The sequence below is a fragment of the Haloferax larsenii genome (assembly GCF_024730625.1).
GTDB lineage: Archaea > Halobacteriota > Halobacteria > Halobacteriales > Haloferacaceae > Haloferax > Haloferax larsenii.
On sequence record NZ_CP078063.1, the window covers coordinates 1,946,399 to 1,963,455 of the forward strand.

A 17,057-nucleotide genomic window follows, 5' to 3' on the forward strand; every position below is an offset into this window, starting at 1 on the left:
GCCATTATCGACCGTTAGGCAAGAAAAAAACGACCGCCGAAAGAAACCTCGTCGTCGAAGAATGGTCGCCGCGTGTTACATGTAGCCGAGGTCGCGCAGGCGCTCCATCAGGTCCTCTTTGTCCTGGGCGCGGCCCGCGCGCTCGGTCGTGTTCGCCATGTCCTGTTTCCACGCCGGTTCTTCGGCGGACTTGTCCGTCGAAACTTCACTACCGAGGCTGCGGAAGCCGGCGAAGTACTTCGGCGAGACCGGGATGTCTTCCTGTTCGACGCCCTCGGGGAGGTCGGTGTCGCTCTCGGGGACGTAGCCGTCGTCGGGGTAGTTCTCGACGGTGTCCGGGACCGCGAAGTACCAGAAGGCGTCCCAGACGGCGCTCTCTTCGAACTGGAGGATGGGTTGGATGCGGTCGTGCGGCGGGTAGATGTCGGGGTCGTGGCGGGGGCTGAAGAACGTCTCGTCGGCGCGGGCTTCCTGTTCGTCCCAGCGGACGCCGGAGATGACGCCGTCGATGTCGTACTCTTCGAGCGTGTCGTTGAGCGCGACGGTCTTCAGGAGGTGGTTGCCGACGTAGGTGTCGAGGAGGAACGGGAAGGTGTCCTCGTCGTACTCCAGGATGTTGCGGATGTGGTGCTGGTTGTGCTCGGAGAGTTCCGAGACGTCGATGTCGTCGCCGGGTTCGAGACCGTGCTCGTCGACGTACTCGCCGACGTCCTCGTTACGCGCCCAGATGACGTCGAGGTCCCACTCCTCGGCCCAGTGCTCGACGAAGTCCATGATTTCGTCGAAGTGCTGGTAGTGGTCGATGAAGACCGCCGGAGGGACTTCGAGGTCGTACTTCTCTGCGACTTCCTTGATGAAGTAGAGCGTGAGCGTCGAGTCCTTCCCACCAGTCCACATGACGGCGGGGTTTTCGTACTGTTCGAGGCCCTGTTTCGTGACTTCGATGGCCTTTTCGATTTTGTCCTCGATACTCGGGTAGTCGTCCGGCGTCTCCCCCTCACCGTCGGTGTAGTCGACGTCGAGGTAGTCTGGGAAGGCTTGCGACATGACTCGTAATTACATATAATTACGCGCCATAAATTCCTTTTGTCTGCGGAGGTAGCCGTCGTGTGCTACCACAAAACAAGGGTCTGGCCGCACACTCAGTTCGTCGTCGTTGGATACGAGACGAGAGACCGAGCGAGGTCAGGAGATGAACTTGTTGTCGCGCCAGTTGACACCGCTGTCACCGGACGAGTTCTGCTGTGGGTTCTCGACGACTTCGACCGAGGCAGCACGCTTCTCGCCCTCGACGATGCGCGTGGCTTGCAGGTCGCCGTCGTCTTCCGTAATCGCGGTTAGCGTCCCCTTCTCGGACAACAGGGCAATCTCCCGAAGAACGAGGAACATGGGGTACTGAAGCGCGGTGTTCTGCAGTACGGTTTCGAGGTCGCCTTTGAAACAGGCGAACTCGACGAGTTCGGACGGAATCTCCTCTTCTTCTTCACCCCAGGCTGGCGCACCCGCACGGGGTGGCTCCTCCTCGTACACGCGGTTCTCGGTCACGCTCGCTTTCAGTTGGGCCGTCGGCGTGTACTTGCTGAGGTTGTCGTCGGCGGAGACGGCCTTGATGATGAGAGTGTTGTTGCGGCGCGTGATGTCCACGTCCTCAACCTCCGGTGGGAGGTCGGGGTCGTTCTCGAAGTAATCCATTACCTCTTCGAGTGGCAGTTCCAGCGTCGAATGAAGTCGATATACGCGGCCTGACATTGTTGGCTTCGGTATCGACGATGAGCCACGGTGCGGGCACACGCGGTTTCGATACCTGTGTTGTCTTACGCAGCGAAGGCTTATATTGCCTCCCCTTTCGATTTGATGGCGATTCGTTGGAACAATCCCCCCGCAGTCGGGCGATTAGTTGGCGTCAGTGAGTGTCGATTCGAGTTCGCCGCGCTCGTCGAGTTCTTCGAGAATGTCGCTCCCGCCAATGAACTCGCCGTCGACGAACGTTTGGGGGATGGTCTCCCAGCCACTCCGTTCGTCGAGTGCCTCACGGAAGTGCGGCAGCGCCGGGAGGACGTCGATTGTCTCGAATTCGTCGACGTACGTCGAGATGAGTTCGAGCGCCTTCGCGGAGTAGCCACACTGGGGCATCAGGCGGTTCCCCTTCATGAACAGGACGACGTGGTTGTTCTCGATGGCTTCCTCGACGCGCGCGTCGACCTCGTCTGGGTCGAAACTCTCCGGTTGGAACGTCATGGCACCACGTAGCGGCCGCGACGACAAATGGGTTGCGTCGTGGACTGCGTTACGTCACAGAAATCGTCGCATCACAGAAGGTGTCGTGTCACGGACTGCGTCGCGTCACGGAATGGTCGTGTCACGGACTGCGTCGCGTCACGGAATGGTCGTGCCACGGAAGACGTTGCGTCACCGAATACGTCGCGTCGCCGGCGACGTTACTGCTCGCCGACGCGGACGACGTTGATAAGCGAGTGAACGGGGACGCCGTCGATTTCCTCGACGCCTTGTTTGTCGACGATGACGACACAGGCGAGCGGGACGCCGCCCTCGGCACGGATGGCCTCGATGGTCTCTTTGAGCGTCGTGCCGCTGGTCACGGTGTCGTCGACGATGAAACACTCGCGGCCTTCGACCGGCGCGAAGTTCCGAGAGAAGCCACCGCTGATGTCGTCGATGTCGCCTTCGTCCCACTGGTGTTTCGCGGGGGAGTACGACCCGAGGGAGGTCTCCAGTTCGCGGGAGACGACAGTCGCGAGGGGGACGCCCGCTTTCTCGATACCGACCGTGACCTCGGCAGGGCCGTCGGACTCGGTCAGCAGGTCGGCGAGCGCGCGCCCGACGTACGTGAGGCGAGCGCCACCGCTTCCGATGGCGTTCCAGTCGACGTGGATGTCGTGTGGGCCGTCGGGCTCTTCGACCGGTTCGGGTTCGGTCGCGGTACCGCTCCGCTCGACCAACCAGCTCGCCGTCTCGCGCGAGACGTTGAGTTCGTCTGCAATCTCTCCTTTCGAGAGACCTCGGTCCGCCAGCTCGGCAGCGCTGGCGATGAGGTCGTCGACGTTCTTCATACAGTGCCGAATTCGATGGCCGTTTTTATAGTGGTGTCGTCGTCGTCGAACGCTTCCTCGAACTCCGAAACCGGGTAGACGCCAGTGACGAGGTCGTCGAGGAACCACCGTGGAAGCTTCGTGAACGTGACTGTCGCGGCCTCGAAGTGGCGAACGTGGGAGTTGACGCTCCCGACGAGTGCCTTGTTGTGCAGCACCATCTCACGGTGGAACGCCCCGGCGTCGACTTCGAACGACCAGTCGTTCGGGACGCCGAGGAGGGCAGCCACGCCGTTCGGAGCCAACGCCTGCACCGACTGAATCGGGTGCTTCGGGAAGCCCGTCGCCTCGTAGATGAAGTCCATGTGCTCGTGTGTCTCCGGAATCTCGTCGACCGGCGTCTCCCGCGAATCGACGTACGTCCCGCCGAGTTTTTCGATGATGTCGATGGTCGGGTCGGGTCGGTCACGGCGGCCCAGACAGTAGAGCGACTCGTAGGCCTTGTCGTCAGCCTTCAGCATCGCGAGCGTCAGCAGACCGAGACTGCCGTTTCCGAGAACCAGCGCCGAGGAGGGGTCCCAGTCGAACGCCGACCGGGTCGCGTAGGCGTGTTCGAGCGCCTTTTCGGTGATAGAGAGAGGTTCGATGAGAAAGCCGAGTTCTGCTTGCGACCGAGGGATACGAACCAGGTACTTCGCGGGGCTGGTGAAGTATTCGGACATGTATCCGTGCGCGCCGACGATGCCGCGCTCGACGTACGCGCCGTCGGGGGCCATGTCGGGTTGGTCCTTCTCGAAGTACTCGTTCGTCCCCGACGCAGGCGGGCGGCGAACCGTCGGCACGACGATGTCGCCTTCTTCTAACTCGGAGTCGTTGGGGTCGACGACGACACCGACTGCTTCGTGACCGATGACGAGGTGGTCTTCCCCCTCAGGAAACCCCCCATGCCCCCCGGCGATGACCTCGTGGTCGGTTCCGTCCACTCCGACGCGGAGCGTCCGAACGAGTGCCTCCCCTGCCTCGGGTTCCGGTCGCGGTTTCTCGATGACGACCGGTTTTTCTTTCCCGCGCTTGACGGCGATAGCCTTCATATGAGGACAAACGCACCACCCCACCAAAAGACTTATTCTATGCTGAGTAAATAATTGATAGTACGGTGGACGCCCCGCGTCGTCCTACCAGCCCATGACGCGCCGCCTCGTGCGGACCAACTGTCCAGCCCAACCGTGTCGGCGTTCACCGAATCCCGTGCCAGTACCGCTACCGGCTGACGACCGTGCCCAGTTGGCCGGCATCCGCGGTACGTTTCTGCTACTTACCACCGAGTGACGAGTGTCTCACAGCGCGCGAAGCGAGCGAACGAAGAGAGACGCGAAAAACGAGAAACGAATCCGACTACTCAGTTGTCGGCGTCGTCGACGAGTTCGTCGGCGAGTCCGACGTAGGTCGCAGGCGTGAGCGCCAGCAGTTCCTCGCGGGTCTCTTCGCTTACGTCGAGGTCGGCAAACAGGTCGTGGAAGTCAGAGAGCGTCACTTCGCGTCCGCGAGTGAGTTCCTTCACCCGCTCGTAGGCTTGCGTGTCGCCCTCGCGTCGGAGAATCGTCTGCACCGCCTCGCCGATGATGGCGGGCGTGTCGTCCAGTTCTTCGCGCATGACGTGTTCGTTCGGGACGACCTTGCCGAGTCCGGCCAGCGTCTTCTTGTAGCCGATAAGCGAGTGAGCGAACGCGGCTCCAATGTTGCGCTTGACGGTCGAATCCGAGAGGTCGCGCTGAAGGCGCGAGGTAGTCACGTAGTCCGCGAGGAACGTGAGGTCCGAGTTCGCCTTCGAGAGGTTACCCTCGGAGTTCTCGAAGTCGATGGGGTTGACCTTGTGGGGCATCGTCGACGAGCCAGTTTCGCCCTCGACGGCTTCCTGTCCGAGATAGCGGTCCGAGACGTAGAGCCACGCGTCGCGGTCGAGGTCGAGAATGACGTTGTTGACGCCGCGGAAGGCGTCGAACAGCGCCGCGAGGTCGTCACAGGGGTTGACCTGCGTCGCCAGCGCGGTGTGTTCGAAGCCGAGCGACGAGACGAACTCGCGGGAGAAGGCGCGCCAATCGACATCCGGGTACGCGGCGACGTGGGCCGCATAAGTCCCCGAGGCACCGGCGAGTTTGCCCGAGATTGCATCGTTCGCGGCTTCGATGCGGGCGAGTGCGCGACCAACGCGAGAGGCGTAGACGGTCATCTCCTTGCCGAACGTCGTCGGCGTGGCGGGCTGGCCGTGGGTGCGCGCGAGCATCGGGACGTCGCGGTACTCCTGTGCGAGTGCGACGAGTTCGTCGCGAACCTCGCGGAGTTCGGGCACGAGGACTTCTTCGACGGCTCCCTTGACCATCAGCCGGTGCGAGAGGTTGTTCACGTCCTCGGAGGTCAGCCCGAAGTGAATCCACGGGTGGACCGACTCCGGCGTCTCGGTGCGGATGAAGTACTCGACGGCCTTCACGTCGTGATTCGTCGCCGAGAACCCTTCTGCGCCCTCGACTTCGAGGCGCTTTACCAGGTCGGCGTCGTCGGCGTCGAACTCCTCGTAGAGCGCTCTGAGGTCCGCGCGCTCGGCGTCCGAAAACGAAAGCGGCGTCTCGTCGAGGTCCGAAAGCGCGAGAAGATATTCGACTTCTACGTGCACACGAGCACGCATGAGCGCGGCCTCGCTCACGTGCGGTGCCAGCGGTGCTGTTCGGGAGGCGTAGCGCCCGTCGAGCGGTGACACCGCATACAGCGGGTCGTTCCGGTCGGCGTCGGTCATGGCTGACCTGACTCGGTGCGGGGGGTTAAACGGTGGTGGTTCGGCTCCGCGCCGGAACACGAATGTAGGCATAGGTGTGAATATTTGTCGCCCGTTTCGCCCGAAGTCTTCGAATACATATACACAAACGAGGATATATTCGCCCGCTCGGACCGCAACCACTTTGAGGACTGCGACACGCCTCTTTCACATGCTCACCATCGCCGGACTCGCCAGCAACCGTGGACGAAACCTCCGCAATATCGCCGACCGCGCTCCGGGCGGGGCCGACCTCGGCGTCGTCGTCTCGAACCGCGCCGAGGCACCCATCCTCGACTGGGCGGCCGAACACGATGTCCCGACAGAAGTCGTCGAGCGCGGCGACGACGAGTCCCGCGAATCACACGAACAGCGCATCCTCGACGCGCTCGCAGACTACGACTTCGACATCGTCTGTCTGGACGGCTACATGCGCGTTCTCACCGCGACGTTCCTCGACGAGGCTCCGACGACGCTCAACGTCCACCCCTCGCTGCTCCCCGCGTTCCCGGGAATGAACGCCCACGAGCAGGTTCTCGACGCGGGTGTCAAGACAACCGGCTGTACGGTCCACGTCGTCGACGAGGAAGTCGACGGCGGCCCAATCGTCACACAAGAGTCCGTCCCCGTCTACGGCGACGACGACGAAGACGACCTGAAGCACCGCGTTCTCTACGAGGCCGAGTTCAAGGCCTACCCGCGCGCAGTCCGCTGGTTCGCTGAGGGTCGCGTGACGGTCGAAGGTGACTCGGTCACCGTCGAGGGCGACGTGGACGCCGGGCTTCCCGAGCGCCGCGTCACCTCCGAGGACCGCTACGACACGCTCCGGTACGGCGAGAACCCGCATCAGGACGCCGCCGTCTACGTGGACGAGACGTGCGACGAGGCCTCGGTCGTCGGCGCACCCCAGCTCAACGAGGGTGCGAAGGGTCTGTCGTACAACAACTACAACGACGCCGACGGCGCGCTCAATCTCATCAAGGAGTTCGACGAGCCTGCCGCGGCGGTCATCAAGCACACCAACCCCGCCGGCTGTGCCACCGCGGACACCCTCGCGGAAGCCTACGCCGACGCACTCGCCACGGACCCGATGAGCGCCTTCGGCGGCATCGTCGCCCTCAACCGTGAGTGCGACGCCGAGACGGCCGAACTCATCATCGACTCGTTCAAGGAAGTCGTCGTCGCGCCCGGCTACACCGACGACGCGCTCGACGTGCTGACCGAGAAGAAGAACCTGCGCGTCCTCAATGTGGGCGAACTCGGCGAGCGCACCGAGACCTACACGGAAAAGGCACTCGTCGGCGGGCGACTCGTCCAAGAGCGCGACATGTGGACACCGACGCTCGACGACCTCGAAATCGTCACCGAGAAAGAGCCGACCGACGAGCAGTTAGAGACGATGCTGTTCGCGTGGAAGGTCCTGAAGCACGTGAAGTCCAACGGCATCCTCTTCGCCAAGGGCACCGAGACGGTCGGTGTCGGTATGGGGCAGGTCTCCCGCGTCGACGCTGTCGAACTCGCGTCGATGAAGGCCGAGGAACACGCCGAGGGCAAGGACGCGCAGGGTGCCATCATGGCCTCCGACGCGTTCTTCCCGTTCCCGGACGGCGTGGAGAAGGCGGCCGACGCGGGTATCGAGGCGGTCATCCAGCCCGGTGGGTCGGTGAACGACGACGACGTTATCGAAGCCTGCAACGAGCGCGGGATTGCGATGGTGTTTACGGGGCAGAGGTGCTTTAGGCACGACTGAGCGGGGCGAAAGAGTGACGGAAGTCAGTGAGACTCGCTGCGCTCGTCTCACGCGATTTCCGTCACGACACCACCACTGACCAACCTCGTTTTCGATACCCGACACCACGACCACCCACGAGCGCCGCGGAAATCGAACTGTAGTACTTGCGAAATTGGCGCAGCCAGGACTCATTCAACGCGTATTCGACCCGCCGGCGCACAGAATGTCAAAATCAAATGCAATTCGAGAGATTGATAATGCGGCCATCTGACTGTGTACCATGGTGTCATTTGACTGGGGGACCGTGACCCACATTACGAAAGTCGATCCAGCGAAGGAATTTCCGGACGACGCGAGCGTGCTCGGCGACACTGACGCCGTCATCGTCGGTGGGTCGGATGGAGTGACCGAGGAGAACTGCCTCGCTGCAATCGACCGAATTCGGGCAGCGTTCCCGAACCTGCCGCTGTTTCAAGAGCCGAACAGTTCGGACCACGTCTCCAAGGAGACTATCGAGGCCGTCGACTACCTCCTCGTGCCGGCAGTCTACAACGGCGATAAGGGAAATTTCGTGGGCAAGCACGTCGAGTTCTTCACCGAAATCGGAGCCAAACCAGACGAGATGATTGGGTCGAGCGTTCCACTCGTCGGCGGGCTCGTCGCGTCGAAAGGGCGCGAGGTCGTCGCAGAACTCGCAGAGAAGGTTGTTGGGGAGGGGTACGTCATTCAGAATCTCGATTCGAAAGCGGCGGCGGAGACGAACGTCGAGACGACTTTCACGCCGGAGGAAGTCGCGGGCGCTGCGCTGGCGACCGAGTCGTTCTATCAGTTCCCGGTGTTCTACATCGAGTACTCCGGAACCTACGGTGGCCCCGAGGACGTTGCGGCCGCGGCGCAGTATCTCGACGACACGGCGCTGGTCTACGGCGGCGGAATCGAGCGTCGCCAGCAGGTCGACGAAATTCTCGACGCCGGTGCCGACGCCGTCATGGTGGGCGACTGCTTCCACGAGGACACAGAACGATACCGCCAGACGATACCCGCGCGGTAGTCGGAGGCCGCTTCTCACTGGTCGACGAAAGGCCCTCCCCGGCCGTGAAAATCAACGCGACACTTCAAGTGGCGGCGAGTAGAATTCCGGGGTATGTACGAGGATATCTTGGTTCCGACCGACGGGAGTCCGGGGACGATGAAGGCAGTCGACCACGCGCTCGAACTCGCCGGGCCGGACTCGACGGTTCACGTCCTCTCGGTCGTCGACCAGCGGGTCTATCTCGCCGCGGGCGGTGACCAACAGGACGCAGTCATCCAGTCGCTTCGAGACGATGCTATCGAAGCGGTCGAAACGTGCGCCGAAGCCTGCGAAGGTGAGTGCGAGACGAAGACTGGCGTCCGCGAAGGCGTTCCGCACCGTGTCATCCTCGAATATGCAGACGAACACGACATCGACGTGGTCGTGATGGGAACCCACGGACGGACCGGCCGCGACAAACTCACCGCGCTCGGCAGCGTCACAGAGCGCGTCGTCGAGAACGCCCACCGGCCAGTCCTCGTCGTTCACATCGACGAGTGACCGCGCCCGGTGTGGAGCGTTAGGCCTAAGCCCGCCCTACGGGATTTTCGCGTATGGAGTACCACGAGGCGGTGAACTTCCTTTTCGACCTCCGGCGCTTCCAAATCAAGCCGGGGACCGAGTCGATACAGCGGCTACTTTCTCACCTCGGCGACCCCCACGAGGACGTTTCGTTCGTGCAGATTGCGGGGTCGAACGGAAAGGGGAGCACCGCCCGGATGCTCGAATCGACGCTCCGCGAGAGCGGTCGCAGCGTCGGCCTGTACACGTCGCCGCACTTCGACGACGTGCGCGAACGCGTTCGCGTCGACAGTCGAAAGATATCGAAATCGGCCCTCTCGGACTTTGTCGAGGAGGCGAAACCGTATCTCGTCGAGCAAGCCGCAAACGGAACGCCCCTCACGTTCTTCGAGACGATGACCGCGCTCGGAATCTGGTACTTCGCTCGCGCCGACGTGGACGTGGCCGTCCTCGAAGTCGGCATGGGCGGCGAACTCGACGCGACGAGCGTCGTCGACCCCATCGCGAGTACGGTCACGAACGTCTCGCTCGAACACACCGCCATCCTCGGCGACACCGTCGAGGAGATTGCGAAGACGAAGGCTGCAGTCGCCCCGGCGGGCGCACCGCTCGTGACCGGTGCGACAGGTGACGCACTGGACGTCATCCGCGACGAAGTCGGCGACGTCGTGACCGTCCACCCGAAAGGCGAAGACGCCGAAAGCGACGTTCGCGTCGAGTACGGCGGCCGCGTCAACCACCAAGAAGCGGCCGTCTCAATCGAGACCGACGACGAGACGCAGGACGTGAGAGTTCCGCTCTTAGGCTCGTACCAAGCCCAAAATGCCGGTATCGCCGTGACCGTCGCTCGGCAGGTCGCACCCGACATCACCGCCGAGGCGATTCGCCGCGGCCTACGAAACGCCCACTGGCCCGGTCGCTTCGAAGTCATGGGGGCCGACCCCCTCGTCGTTCTCGACGGCGCGCACAACCCGGCCGCGTGCAGGGAACTCGCGACCGTCCTCGACGAGTTCGACTACGACGACCTGCACCTCGTCTACGGCGCGATGCACGACAAGGACCACCGCGGGATGATTTCCGAACTCCCCGATATCGACTCGGTCGTCACTTGCGAGGCCGATATCTCTCGCGCCGAAGACGCCGATATCCTCGCGTCGGTCTTCGAATCTGCCGGGGTCGAATCGGTCTCGACTCGGGGTGCTGTGGCGTCTGCGCTCGACGCAGCACGCTCCCGCGCCGACGAAGACGACCTCGTCCTCGTGGTCGGCTCGCTGTACTGCGTCGCCGAGGCGCGGACGACGTGGACGCGAGCGATAATCCCGAAGCGACACCGGACGCTCGACGACTCCCGCGAGACGCTCGAACGCGCCAACGTCACCTCGGGCGGCATCAAACACATGCGTGGCAAGGGCGTCCACCGCGTCGTCCACACCCGCGTTCAGCGCCGACAGGCCCAGTACCTCAAAGAGGGCTTCCTCGCCGAGGGCGGCGAGTGCGCAACCTCCGGTCACGACTCGGGCGGCGAACTCATCGATATCGTCCTGATGGGGACGATGAGCCAGTTCCTCCGCGTGACCGAGAAACTGCACGACCAGCAGTACGCGCTCCCTCAACTGGCCGAGGAGATTCGAGCGCAACTCGGCATTCGCGTCTCGTCGGACGACCACGGCTACCCGTGGGAAGACGGGACATCCGTCATGGGCATCCTGAACGTCACGCCGGACAGTTTCCACGACGGCGGCGACTTCTACGACATCGACGACGCCGTCGAACAGGCGCAGGCGATGGTGGACGCGGGCGTCGATATCATCGACGTCGGCGGCGAGAGCACCCGCCCCGGTGCCGACGAGGTGCCGGTGGACGAGGAGATTCGTCGCGTGACCCCTGTCATCGAAGCCATCTCGGACCTCGACGCACTCGTCTCCGTAGACACCCGGAAGGCCGCCGTCGCCGAGGCGGCCCTCGACGCCGGTGCGGACATCCTCAACGACGTGACCGGTCTCGAAGACCCCGAGATGCGGTTCCTCGCAGCCGAACGCGACGTTCCGGTTATCGTCATGCACAGCATCGACGCGCCGGTGATTCCCGACAAAGACGTAGACTACGACGACGTGGTCGAGGACGTCATCGACGAACTCACAGAACGAATCCTCCTCGCCGAGAAAGCCGGGATTCCGCGACGAAACATCATCGTCGACCCCGGTCTCGGATTCGGCAAGTCGGCGGCGGAGAGCTTCGAACTCCTCGGACGCATCGACGAGTTCCGCGCGCTCGGCTGCCCGATTCTCGTCGGCCACTCCCACAAGTCGATGTTCACGCTCGTCGGCGAAGAGACCGGCGACAATCTCGCGGCGACTATCGCCGGGACGGCCATCGCCGCGGACCGCGGGGCCGACATCGTCCGCGTCCACGACGTGCCGGAGAACGTCGCGGCCGTGAACGTCGCGCTCGCGTCGCGAGACGTGAGTCGGTTCGAAGACGAAAGATAGACAAACATTTGATACGTCTCCGGCGTATCACGGATATGGTCCTCTCCCCGCAGTTTCCCGGAGTTCTCGCAATCGCCGTTCCGTTCGTGCTGGCCCTCGTTCTCGTCGGCGGGCTCGCAGTGAAGTCGATTCTCGCCCGCGTGTCGGGACACGAAGACGACCTCGAACAGCGCGTCGAGGAGTTAGAAGCGCGAGTCGAGGAGTTGTCGGACGAGTGAGCGACCGCTCTCAGCTGGGCAGACGGCGGTTTCTCACCTGTGCAGTGACACTCACAGCCACCGCTGTCGCAGGGTGTACAGCACCACGAATCCAAAGCCCGACGCAAACTGCGCCCGAGACGGCAGTCCCGACGACGAACACACCGGAGACGACAGCGACACACACAACGACCGAGGAGTTGGGCCTGTGGGAAGCGAACGACTTGACTGTCCTCAATCACCGCAAAGTGGCAGTCACCGTCGAGGTGGTTGTCACACCGTCAGCCGAGTCCCTCCCCGTGTTCGAGCGACGACTCGAACTCGGGCCACGGGAGAATCCGTATTCGTCGGCGCATCCCGAGTCGGGAGCGACGTTCGAAGACATTCCGGCGATGGACTCGAACCACGAGGTCTCGGTGTCTGTCGTGGGTGGGCCATCGAAAACACAGTCGTTCGGCCCACGACCGGACAGTATCGAACTCTCAATCGTCGTTTCAGACGAGACAATCGAGTTTCGCGAAGCCGAGGTCTGAACTGCGCGAGAGACACCACTTCCGAGACACGCATTTTTGCACCACGGGACCCTACCCACTCCCGTGTGCACACTCATCCTCGCGTGGCGGGTGTTCGAAGAGACTCCAGTCGTCGTCGCCGCCAACCGCGACGAACTTCTCGACAGGCCCGCAGAACCACCACAAAACTTTGCCGACGGTGATGGACCCGCGATAGTCGCTCCCCGAGACGCCGAAGCGGGCGGCACGTGGGTCGGCTACAACGACGACGGCGTCTTCGTCGGTATCACCAATCGCTGGGTCGACGTCGAGGGCGGCGGTGAGCGCTCCCGCGGTCACCTCGTCCGCGACGCGCTGCGACACGAGACGGCCGAGGACGCCGCCCGGTTCGTCGAACACTCCATCGACGACCACACCTACGACGGGTTCAATCTCGTCGTCGCCGACGAGAACGCCGCGTTCCTCTTCGAGTGGGACGGTAGCGTGTCGGTTCGGAACTTCGACCCGGGCGTCCACGTCGTCGTCAACGTCGGCACTCCCGACTCGTGGTTCGTCCCCGAGAAGCGCCCCGAAGTGGGCGAACAGCAGGCCGACAACGCTCGGCGCGTCTGGGAAGCACTTCAACCCGACCCGGGTGAGGAGATGGCGGCGTGGCGCGAGCGAGCGCGGTCGGTCCTCGGCGACCACGACTACGGCGTCTGTGTCCACGACCCGGAGGAACGATTCGGCACGCGTTCGTCGTCGGTCATCACGCTCGGCGACGGCGAGCAGTCGTACGAATTCGCCGACGGGCCGCCGTGTGAGACCGCCTTCGAACCGGTCGAACGTCACCGTTAAACCACTCGCCCCACGTGTAGATTGTATGAGCGTGAGCGAAGCCGAAGCCGACCTCTCTTCTGACGAGCGCGCGGGACTGGAACTCATCCGCGAGTCTGGCGGCATCCACCAGAGCGACTTCTGGAAAGAACTCGACATCTCCTCCCGCAAAGGGAGTCGCATCGCCGAAGTCCTGGAGTCGCTCGACCTCATCAAGCGAACCTCGACCGTCTACAACGGGCACAACACCTACTATCTCGAACCCGCCGCCCGCGACCTCGCCTTCTCGATGCTGATGGCCGGAGACATGCTCTCGCCCTTTATCGGCGAAGAGGAAATCAACGCCAACAGCAACGCCTTCTCGCAGTGGCTGATGAACCTCGCCTACGAAGAGTACTGAGACGCTTCGTCCGAGCGCACGACACACCGTCTGCTGCGATTTTCGACTGACGCCGTCCCCCGTCGAGCGACGGGTCTGTGTCGCCCCGCAACGCCCAATCGAGGCTGGTGGTGACGGAACTCCGGCGAGATCCGTCGTAACTGGTCGAGTAGTACAGAAGAAAGAACGAACCGCGGGATGCGGTCTATTCTTCGGCCGGTTCGTCGTCGTCGTCGCCGTCGTCTTCCTCAGTCGCCAGCAGGTCGTTGGCGACGAGGTGTTCCTCGATGTCGTCGTTCGAGAGTTCGACGAAGCGCTCGGACTCGGCCGAGACGGTCGCGACGTCGATGCCGTCGGGGCGGATGCCACCTTCGCTGGCGGAGGCGACGGCCTCCAGTGCCAGTGCGACACCCTCGTCGAGGGTTAGCTCGTCGGAGTAGTTCTCTTCGAGGTACTCCTGGAGGTCACCGCGGTCGGCACCGATGGAGACGGCCTTCCACTCGTAGGGCGTCCCCGAGGGGTCCGTCTCGTAGAGGCGCGGCGTGCCGTTTTCGACGCCGCCGATGAGGAGGGCGACACCGAACGGACGGGCACCACCGACCTGCGTGTACTGCTGGATGTGGTCGGTGACTTCCTTGGTCAGCGTCTCGATACCGATTGGCTCGCCGTAGCGCAGGCGGTTGACCTGCGACTGACGACGGGCGAAGTCGATAAGCTGGCGGGCGTCGGCGACGTGGCCGGCGCTCGCGATACCGATGTGGTCGTCTGCTTTGTGAATCTTTTCGACACTCGTCGGCTCCATCAGCGGCGAGCGAGAACGCTTGTCCGCCGCGAGGACGACACCCTCGGGCGTTCGCACGCCGATACTCGCGGTGCCGCGCTTTACGGCCTCGCGAGCGTACTCGACCTGATAGAGTCGACCGTCCGGCGAGAAGATAGTAATCCCGCGGTCGTACGCCTGTTGTTGCGCTTGTCCCTGCATGGAATATCACTCGAGATCGAGTTGCGTCGCGCCCGTGAACCCGTCCGGGCCGCTTACGTCCAAGAGTGAGTCGCGGACAGTTGCGGTCCGGGATTCGTTCTCGAACACGACGTCTCTCTGCTCAGAAAATCCGGCCCGGCCGTGTAAATACCTTTCCGAACAGGCACGCACCGTACCGGAGACGCCTCGCACTCTGACGCCCACTGGGTCGCCGCCGATGTCGTCGATGCAAGCGAGCGCGGCTCTCGCCTCGTCGACGTGGCCGCGACGAGCGCGAACGATAGTCTCGGCGACACACTCGTCGGAGTCGAATCCGAGAACCGTCAGGTCGGCGTCGGCGCTCCCGGCGTCGCCGAAGAGGTTCTGTGCGGCGTACCACAGCTCTCGCTGGAACGAGCCGCGGTTGAGGCTCGCGTCCGGCCACGTCTCGACTTCGACCGCGAGATATCGCCATCGCGGTCGCAGATGTTTGGGCAGGTGTTTCATTGGGTGTGTTCAGGTGCTCGTATCGCTACTCGTCCACTGGTGGGGCGCGTTCCGCGACGAGGACGCCGACCTGCTCGTGGACGGCTTCGACGGCCGTGAGGACGAATCCGGCGTCGGTGAGCGCGTCGGCGAGATATCCCACGGTCGAGGGGTCGTCGACTTCGGGCGAGTAGAACGGTTCGTCGGGGTTCGGTTCGCCGAAGAACATCACGTCACCGAGGACGAATCGCTCCGGTTCGAGGTCGGCGATGACCTCGATAGCCTCGCGCTTTTCCTCGTCCGAGAGGTGGTGCATAGCGAAGTTCGAGACGACGATGTCGATATCCTCTGCGTCGTCCACGTTCGGGTCGCGGAACCGGCCTTCGCCGAACTCGACGTTCTCGATGCCGACCTCGGCTGCTTTCGTCCGCGCTTGTTCGAGCATCCCCTCGCTGATGTCGCGGCCGACGACCCGCTTCGCATCGGGTGCGAGTGCGAGCGCGATAGCGCCCGTTCCGGTCCCGAGGTCGAGTACGGTGTCGTCATCGGAGGGGTCGGCGTAGTGGACGACGAGCGAGACGCACGCGCGGTACGCTTCGCTGTCTTGGGAGTCGTCGTAGTCGGAGGCGATGTCCGAAAAGCGGTCGGCGTGTTCCTCAAGTGTCTTCTTCATATCGGCCACGTTCGACACCCGGGGCTATGAACGACTCGGACATCAGTTCGCGATTGCGCTCGGCGAGTCGGCCCCACTCACGCAGTCCATCGAGAACCTGCTCGCGGTCGAAACCGATGACGTCTCCCAGCCCAGCTAACTCACGGGGGGCGCGAAGCTGGAGGTGCGAACTCGGCCGCGCAGAGACCACGTACGGTGTGTCGTAGTACTCCACGAGTTCCCGAAGCTTTCGGAGCTTCGAGAGTGCGCGAACCCGCGTGCCGCCGTCGGACCGCAACACCGGGGCGAGGTCGAATTCGACGCGAACGCCGTTGTCGCGGGCGGCCTTCGCGAGAACGTGATTGAAGTTCCCGTCGTCGGCCATCGGTTGTGTGAGCACGTCGACGCGCGGCTGTTCGACGGCGAACCGGTTCAGCCCGTTCGTACCGCCGCGAACGAGGACCAGTTCTCGTTGCGGTCGGTAGTTTCCGACCGCGCCGCTTGCGTGTTCGGGGTCGGGAGCGACGATTTCGATGCCCTCAACGATGTCTACGTCGAGTTCGTCTCGAAGGCGGTCGTAGTCAGGCGTTGCGTCCACACCCCGGACGACGATGCCATCGTAGTCGTAGCGACGGGCAGCGCTCGCGACGCGACTGGCCGTGCTCTCGCCGTCCGGGTGGGCGTAGACCGCCTCGTACATAGGCGACCGAACGAGGTGGTGGAAAAAGGGCGTTGCGTTCCTGTCGCCGGGACGGGTCTGCTGAACAGCACGTCCGAGGACGCTCGCTGCGCGGCCGCACCCGCTCAGTCGCGCGTCGTTCGGATGGTAACCGCCAGCGCGAGTATGGACCCAACAGCCGCGAGGACTCCGAATCCAGGAATTTCGAAGCCAGACGATGAAGTCCTCGTCGTGGTCGTGATCGTCGTCTCAGTCGAGGGCTCCGTCGAAGGCCGGTCCGTCGACGTCGTCGGTGGCGATAGCGTCGACCCGTCGGGCATGTTGTTGGTGACGAGTACTCCTTCTATCGCGTGAATTTCGGATTCATTGTGTCTTATCGATACTTCTACGGGGCCGCCACGAAGTGGGGCCAACTCGTCGAGGTCGAACGACACCACGAAGGTACCGTTTTCACCGACGCGGATGGCCTTCGAGACGAGAAACGGATGTGTGTCTCCGATAGACTTGACACGAATGCCGACGACGGTTCCTTCTTCAAACGGTGTCGTCCCGTGTATCTGCTGGTCAGCCGCCGCATCGAGGACGAGTTCGTCACCAGAGTATTCGATGACGGTCCCGTTCGCTGCCGTCGCGGCACCGGCAGTCACGAGAAAGAGGAGGACAAAGACGACAGTAAACTGTCGTAGCGGGTGCATCGGACA

Annotated in this window: 19 protein-coding genes; 8 read left to right on the plus strand and 11 right to left on the minus strand. The window is 63.2% G+C overall.

Going from position 1 to position 17,057, the window contains the following annotated elements; genetic code table 11:
- Positions 1 to 75: 75 nt before the first annotated feature.
- From KU306_RS10120 to purB, 6 genes are all read right to left on the minus strand, one after another.
- Complete coding sequence (locus KU306_RS10120; RefSeq protein WP_007539267.1) at positions 76 to 1,047, minus strand: phosphoadenosine phosphosulfate reductase family protein; 972 nt, start codon at positions 1,045 to 1,047, stop codon at positions 76 to 78.
- A 138-nt stretch (positions 1,048 to 1,185) separates the two neighbouring features.
- On the minus strand, positions 1,186 to 1,749 hold the full coding sequence (locus KU306_RS10125; RefSeq protein ID WP_049918540.1) for a DUF7110 family protein: 564 nt from the start codon (positions 1,747 to 1,749) through the stop codon (positions 1,186 to 1,188).
- 144 nt (positions 1,750 to 1,893) lie between these two features.
- A complete protein-coding gene (locus KU306_RS10130; protein ID WP_007539271.1) occupies positions 1,894 to 2,238 on the minus strand; it encodes a glutaredoxin family protein in 345 nt (114 codons plus the stop codon).
- Between the two features lie 200 nt (positions 2,239 to 2,438).
- Positions 2,439 to 3,071, minus strand: a complete 633-nt coding sequence (gene gfcR / locus KU306_RS10135; RefSeq protein WP_007539273.1) for a transcriptional regulator GfcR — start codon at positions 3,069 to 3,071, stop codon at positions 2,439 to 2,441.
- On the minus strand, positions 3,068 to 4,141 hold the full coding sequence (locus tag KU306_RS10140) for a glucose 1-dehydrogenase (RefSeq protein ID WP_007539275.1): 1,074 nt from the start codon (positions 4,139 to 4,141) through the stop codon (positions 3,068 to 3,070). The genes gfcR and KU306_RS10140 overlap by 4 nt, the downstream gene beginning before the upstream one ends.
- A 308-nt stretch (positions 4,142 to 4,449) precedes the next feature.
- Positions 4,450 to 5,841, minus strand: a complete 1,392-nt coding sequence (purB, locus tag KU306_RS10145) for an adenylosuccinate lyase (protein ID WP_258301868.1) — start codon at positions 5,839 to 5,841, stop codon at positions 4,450 to 4,452.
- 190 nt (positions 5,842 to 6,031) lie between these two features.
- Between purB and purH the strand changes: the two genes are divergently transcribed.
- From purH to KU306_RS10185, 8 genes are all read left to right on the plus strand, one after another.
- The gene (purH, locus tag KU306_RS10150) at positions 6,032 to 7,609 is read left to right on the plus strand and encodes a bifunctional phosphoribosylaminoimidazolecarboxamide formyltransferase/IMP cyclohydrolase (protein WP_258301869.1); all 1,578 of its coding nucleotides are present in this window, start codon (positions 6,032 to 6,034) and stop codon (positions 7,607 to 7,609) included.
- 265 nt (positions 7,610 to 7,874) lie between these two features.
- Positions 7,875 to 8,642: a geranylgeranylglyceryl/heptaprenylglyceryl phosphate synthase gene (locus tag KU306_RS10155; protein WP_258303392.1), complete on the plus strand. Its 768-nt coding sequence runs from the start codon at positions 7,875 to 7,877 to the stop codon at positions 8,640 to 8,642.
- A 93-nt stretch (positions 8,643 to 8,735) separates the two neighbouring features.
- A complete protein-coding gene (locus tag KU306_RS10160; RefSeq protein ID WP_007539305.1) occupies positions 8,736 to 9,164 on the plus strand; it encodes a universal stress protein in 429 nt (142 codons plus the stop codon).
- 53 nt (positions 9,165 to 9,217) lie between these two features.
- Positions 9,218 to 11,674 carry a dihydropteroate synthase gene (gene folP, locus KU306_RS10165; protein WP_258301870.1) on the plus strand — a complete coding sequence of 819 codons (2,457 nt, stop codon included), beginning with the start codon at positions 9,218 to 9,220 and terminating at the stop codon, positions 11,672 to 11,674.
- 35 nt (positions 11,675 to 11,709) lie between these two features.
- Entirely contained in the window at positions 11,710 to 11,892 is a 183-nt protein-coding gene (locus KU306_RS10170; protein WP_258301871.1) for a hypothetical protein, read from the plus strand.
- Entirely contained in the window at positions 11,889 to 12,404 is a 516-nt protein-coding gene (locus tag KU306_RS10175) for a hypothetical protein (RefSeq protein ID WP_258301872.1), read from the plus strand. Before KU306_RS10170 ends, KU306_RS10175 begins: the two co-directional genes overlap by 4 nt.
- Positions 12,405 to 12,467: 63 nt before the next feature.
- Positions 12,468 to 13,220 (plus strand): NRDE family protein, encoded by a 753-nt coding sequence (locus KU306_RS10180; RefSeq protein WP_258301873.1) that lies wholly within the window; start codon positions 12,468 to 12,470, stop codon positions 13,218 to 13,220.
- A 25-nt stretch (positions 13,221 to 13,245) separates the two neighbouring features.
- Positions 13,246 to 13,599 carry a helix-turn-helix transcriptional regulator gene (locus tag KU306_RS10185; RefSeq protein WP_007539311.1) on the plus strand — a complete coding sequence of 118 codons (354 nt, stop codon included), beginning with the start codon at positions 13,246 to 13,248 and terminating at the stop codon, positions 13,597 to 13,599.
- A gap of 184 nt (positions 13,600 to 13,783) precedes the next feature.
- Here KU306_RS10185 and psmA read toward each other — a convergent pair whose 3' ends face one another.
- From psmA to KU306_RS10210, 5 genes are all read right to left on the minus strand, one after another.
- A complete protein-coding gene (psmA, locus tag KU306_RS10190; protein WP_007539312.1) occupies positions 13,784 to 14,560 on the minus strand; it encodes an archaeal proteasome endopeptidase complex subunit alpha in 777 nt (258 codons plus the stop codon).
- A 6-nt stretch (positions 14,561 to 14,566) separates the two neighbouring features.
- On the minus strand, positions 14,567 to 15,046 hold the full coding sequence (locus KU306_RS10195) for an Rpp14/Pop5 family protein (protein WP_007539314.1): 480 nt from the start codon (positions 15,044 to 15,046) through the stop codon (positions 14,567 to 14,569).
- Between the two features lie 25 nt (positions 15,047 to 15,071).
- Complete coding sequence (locus KU306_RS10200) at positions 15,072 to 15,698, minus strand: class I SAM-dependent methyltransferase (RefSeq protein ID WP_258301874.1); 627 nt, start codon at positions 15,696 to 15,698, stop codon at positions 15,072 to 15,074.
- Positions 15,682 to 16,377 (minus strand): RNase P subunit p30 family protein, encoded by a 696-nt coding sequence (locus KU306_RS10205; protein ID WP_007539318.1) that lies wholly within the window; start codon positions 16,375 to 16,377, stop codon positions 15,682 to 15,684. The genes KU306_RS10200 and KU306_RS10205 overlap by 17 nt, the downstream gene beginning before the upstream one ends.
- Positions 16,378 to 16,481: 104 nt before the next feature.
- Complete coding sequence (locus KU306_RS10210; RefSeq protein ID WP_258301875.1) at positions 16,482 to 17,051, minus strand: BGTF surface domain-containing protein; 570 nt, start codon at positions 17,049 to 17,051, stop codon at positions 16,482 to 16,484.
- Positions 17,052 to 17,057 lie beyond the last annotated feature (6 nt).